At 52.3% G+C, this 3,109-nt stretch carries 4 protein-coding genes; all 4 read right to left on the bottom strand.

Annotated elements, in window-relative coordinates; translation table 11 throughout:
* On the bottom strand, nucleotides 1–645 hold a 645-nt coding region (locus ACEW8P_RS09435; protein ID WP_373512835.1), incomplete at its 3' end, for a sialate O-acetylesterase.
* Between the two features lie 115 nt (nucleotides 646–760).
* On the bottom strand, nucleotides 761–1,204 hold the full coding sequence (locus ACEW8P_RS09430) for a DUF3299 domain-containing protein (RefSeq protein WP_373512834.1): 444 nt from the start codon (nucleotides 1,202–1,204) through the stop codon (nucleotides 761–763).
* A gap of 127 nt (nucleotides 1,205–1,331) precedes the next feature.
* On the bottom strand, nucleotides 1,332–2,576 hold the full coding sequence (locus ACEW8P_RS09425) for an ABC transporter permease (protein WP_373512833.1): 1,245 nt from the start codon (nucleotides 2,574–2,576) through the stop codon (nucleotides 1,332–1,334).
* A gap of 57 nt (nucleotides 2,577–2,633) precedes the next feature.
* On the bottom strand, nucleotides 2,634–3,109 hold a 476-nt coding region (locus ACEW8P_RS09420; protein ID WP_373512832.1), incomplete at its 5' end, for an ABC transporter ATP-binding protein.

The raw sequence follows: 3,109 nt of genomic DNA, 5'->3' as shown, positions 1-3,109 counted from the left end.
CACATCGGACTCGTTCATGGCTTTCTCGCTGATCCAGCCTTCGATTTGCGTGCCGCCCCAGGACGAATGCAGCAAACCAATTGGAACGTTCAGCCGCTGGGCTAAGTCTTTTGCGAAATAGTACCCCACGGCCGAGAAATTTCCCACCGTGGCGGGCGAAGCGATTTCCCATTCGCCGGAAGTCAGGTCTTTCTCCGGAGTGAAAGCCAAATCGCGGGCTACCTCGAAGTGCCGAATATTGGGGTAGTTGGCCCGCGCAATTTCGACTTGCGCACTGTCGGAGTTCTTTACCAGCCAGGCCATGTTCGACTGCCCTGACAGCAGCCACACTTCTCCGACCAGAATATCGGTCAGCTTTACTTCGTCTTTTTTGGTTTTTACCACTAGCTCGTAAGGTCCGCCCGCAGACATGCCGGGTAGTTCGGCCATCCATTTTCCGTCGGCGTCGGCTTTGGCCGTGGACTTTTGCTGGTTGAAGGTTAGTTCGACTTTGTCGCCTTTGTTGGCCCAGCCCCATATTTTCACGGGTTTTTCGCGCTGCAGTACCATGTGATCGCCGAAGAGATGAGCTACTTTCAGCTGGGCGTTGGCAAGGGTGGCGGTAAGGAGTAGGATGAAAAATGGGATAATGGTTTTTTTTACCATGACAAAAAATTAGGTGGGTTCTAGAATCTGTATCAATTGTGAAAGCGAGAATACAATAAAACCTCCTGATTTTACCTATGATCAGGAGGTTTTAACATGGATAAATTTTATTACTTCACTCCGTCACCTCAGCGTTCTCCAACACATAATTCATCTGATAAATATCGTCCGCATTCAAGGCTAAGGTACCTTTAAAAGTCAGTCGCTCGTCGGTCTTGAACTTGCGGGGGTTCTTCTTGAATTTCAGGGCCATGACCGACTCCGGTCCCGCGCCACCGCAGAAGAAACACGCGCTATAAGGGAAGGCCGACAGCACGTACATATTGGCATCGAGGTCGATGGGCAAGATATAGCCCGTAATCGTTACCTCTTTGCCTTTCAGCTTTTGCACCGCCGGGCCGAAGGTAGGGTACAGCATATAGACCGATTCGTCGGGGTACCACTTTTTCTTGAAGGTCACGTCGCGCAGCGTTTCCCAGGTCAATTTGACGGGGTTGGCCGCCGGGGCGAACGAGAAGAGTGAGAAGGTGAGTATCGTCAGGACTATGATGCGTTTCATTTTAGGTATGAGTGATGAGTGCGTTCGTGTAAATATCGTGATCAAAACAACTTCATTGATCGAATGTTACAGCAAAAGTAAGGCATTTTTTGTTTCAAGAGCAAGTGCCAACGATTCCGAAAACGCTTCAATCCTCAGCCAGCGTTCTTGAAATATTCAAACGATAGACACCCAGCGAGGGTAGGGCAGCGGCTGCGACACCGATTATTAACGCTCCGCCGAATAGGTAAATTTCCTCCGGCAGGATTCCGAATTGATCAAGTGAATAGTGTAAATCCTGCTCGGCGGCGCGGCTGAACAGCCACAGTCCGACGCGACTTAGCAGAATTCCCGCCACATAGCCCATCAGAGCCAAAAACAATCCTTCCAATAATAAGAGCAGAAAAAGGCGGGTCCGTGTGGCGCCCATCGAAAGCATGAGCGCCATCTCGTACTTGCGGTCTTTCAGAGAATTATACAAAGAAACGAACACGCTGGCTCCGGCAATAAGCATGATGACCAGCGCCAATGCTCGCAGCGTATCGATCCCTACGCCCATCAGAGAAAAAAGTCGGTTGATCTCGATACTCGGCAGGGCCGCCTGCATGGAGGTGTTGGCGTTGATCTGTCGGGGTAAGGCCACCAGCCCCATCGGACTGCGAAACTTGATGAGGGCGCTCGTCACTTCCTTTTCGTCGGCGGCGCGAGGCGCGGCTTCGGCGTCGAGTTCTTGGTGGGCGGGGTCACTCTCTTTTACGCCCGGCGGGGGTACTTCGGCGTGTTCGTGGATGGCCCACACGCTGCTCAGGTCGGTCAGGATAAGCTGATCGATCACTGAGCCGTTGGTTTCTAAAATGCCGACGACGTGGTACTCGGTCTCGCCGTGGGCGTCGCCTTCTTCGTCCAGACCGTGGGCACTGGCGAAGGTGTCGCCGATTTTCAGGCCGGAAGCTTCAGCTACCTTACTGCCGAGGGTAGTTTCCAACGTGGTAGCAAAGAGTTCTCCTGTCGCCACTTTCCCTTCGAAATGCTGCACGTAAGCGGGCGTGGTACCCACGATTCGAAAGCCCCGATAGTTGTCGCCTAGCGAAAGCGGAATGACCGTCTTGACGAACGGATTCCTCTTTAAATTATTCACTTCCGCCAGCGGCACGTTGCCCGTGGGCGCGTCGATCTGGTAGATGCTCGACAGAATTAGTTGCAGCGGGCTTCCCTTAGCGCCCACCACCATGTCGATGCCCCGAATGTTGCGCCGAAACTGCGCGTCGAGCTGCTGGTTCAAGAGTAGTAGCAGCGAAATAATCCCGATCCCCAACGCCAGTAACAACCCGCTCAGAAAGCTGCTCAGCTTCTTTTCTTTGAGGTTGGCCCAACTTATTTTAACAAGATTCATTTTTTTAGTCTATGAGTAGCCATGATGCAAAACTGATATTTTCCTTTGTGCCTTCCTTCACAACGTCACCCACTCCCCAAACGCCGCCTTCAATCGCTGGTCGTGGGTGACGACGATGAGACTAGCGCCGATGGACTGCGATTGTTCTTTTAATAACTCAACTACTTTCCGGCAGTTCTCGTCGTCGAGACTGGCGGTGGGCTCGTCGGCCAGGATAACGGTCGGGTCGTTCATCAGCGAGCGGGCAATGCTTGCGCGCTGCTGCTCGCCCTGGCTGAGTTGGTTGGGTTTTTTGAACAAATGTTCGGCAAAACCCAATTGCTCGGCGAGGTGGATGGCTTTTTCTTTGTTCTGTTTTTTATCGGCAAGATAATTGGCAAGTAAAATATTATCCAACACGCTCAATGAACTGACGAAATGCGCCCGTTGGTAAACAATGCCGATTTGCTGCGCCCTTACCCGTCCTGCCTGCCGGACGTTGATGTTGCGCAGACTTTTTCCGTTGAGTTCGATTTCGCCGGATTGGGGCTGGA

The sequence above is a fragment of the Persicitalea sp. genome (assembly GCF_041751555.1).
In the GTDB taxonomy this organism is placed as follows: domain Bacteria; phylum Bacteroidota; class Bacteroidia; order Cytophagales; family Spirosomataceae; genus Persicitalea.
Note: the sequence above shows the minus strand (reverse complement) of the source record. Positions and strands in the feature narration are given on the sequence as shown.

Excerpts from the sequence above, each read along its gene's own strand:
- ACEW8P_RS09430 (WP_373512834.1), bottom strand. The coding sequence starts at position 1,204 with ATGAAACGCATCATAGTCCTGACGATACTCACCTTCTCACTCTTCTCG.
- ACEW8P_RS09425 (WP_373512833.1), bottom strand. The coding sequence starts at position 2,576 with ATGAATCTTGTTAAAATAAGTTGGGCCAACCTCAAAGAAAAGAAGCTG.